Origin of the sequence: Paenibacillus sp. OT2-17 (genome assembly GCF_009827695.1) — a bacterium.
GTDB lineage: Bacteria > Bacillota > Bacilli > Paenibacillales > Paenibacillaceae > Paenibacillus > Paenibacillus polymyxa_B.
Genome location: NZ_WUDQ01000882.1, coordinates 1 through 1,011, shown reverse-complemented (window position 1 = coordinate 1,011; position 1,011 = coordinate 1). Strand labels below are relative to the sequence as shown.

General features: G+C 49.7%; 1 protein-coding gene. It reads left to right on the top strand.

Annotated elements, in window-relative coordinates; all coding sequences use genetic code 11:
• Positions 1-980: arabinan endo-1,5-alpha-L-arabinosidase (locus GRP75_RS27890; protein ID WP_160790995.1), on the top strand; the 980-nt coding region annotated here is incomplete at its 5' end.
• Positions 981-1,011: the final 31 nt, after the last annotated feature.

Genomic DNA, 1,011 nt, shown 5'->3' with positions numbered 1-1,011 from the left:
CTGCGATCGGATTGCAGACATCCAGCTCCCCGGAAGGCCCTTGGAAGGATGAGGGGCTGGTCGTTAAAACGAGAGAGCATGACAAGCTGAATGCGATTGATGCCAATCCGGTGCTGGATGCAGAGGGAAATCCAAGGATGGTATACGGCTCTTTTTTCGGCGGTATTTACATTACGCCGCTTGATCCCCTGACTGGAAAGCTTAAAGAGTCCGGCTATGGCAAAAATATCGCTGCCAGAGATCGGGCAACTGAGGACGGTGCTGTAGAAGGGCCTTACATTGTGTACAATCCAATGTTCCGTAAATACTACTTGTTCGTCTCGTATGATTCTTTGTTCGAGGACTACAATGTTCGCGTTGCTCGCTCAGATTCTATCACAGGGCCTTATGTGGACATGAATGGACATGACATGGCAGATACCAGCTATTTGCCTCAATACGAGATTGGAAACAAGGTATTGGGCGGTTATCGGTTCAGCGAAGGAGAAGGCTGGGTTGCGCCAGGTCACAATTCTGTCCTGAAGGACGGTGCGGATTATTATATTGTACATCATGCGCGGGGAGAAACGGACAAGAGCTGGCCGTACCTGCATGTACGCAAAATATTATGGACGGCAGAGGGCTGGCCGGTCGTCTCTCCGGAGCGCTATGCGGGGGAAAAGGAGCAGGATATACCCAAAAGGCTATTATCCGGCAACTGGGAGCGCATCGTGATAAGGCAGGAAGTAGATGGTCAGGTGGAAGCTGAACCGCTCCGTCTTGAAGATGGAGGGCGGGCAACCAGTGGTTCTCTTGAAGGTCACTGGAGCTTTGATGGCAAGCGTACTCTAACAATGGATTGGAGCGATACATCCGAAGGAACAAAGGAAGAACTGTTATTGCTTCCTTCATGGGACTGGGAGCTCGGTCGCCATACTCTAATTTTCACAGGTATGAATGAAAAGGGAATTTCCATCTGGGGAAAACGTATCAGCGATTAATTGTATGAACTACATACTACACATAGAGGAG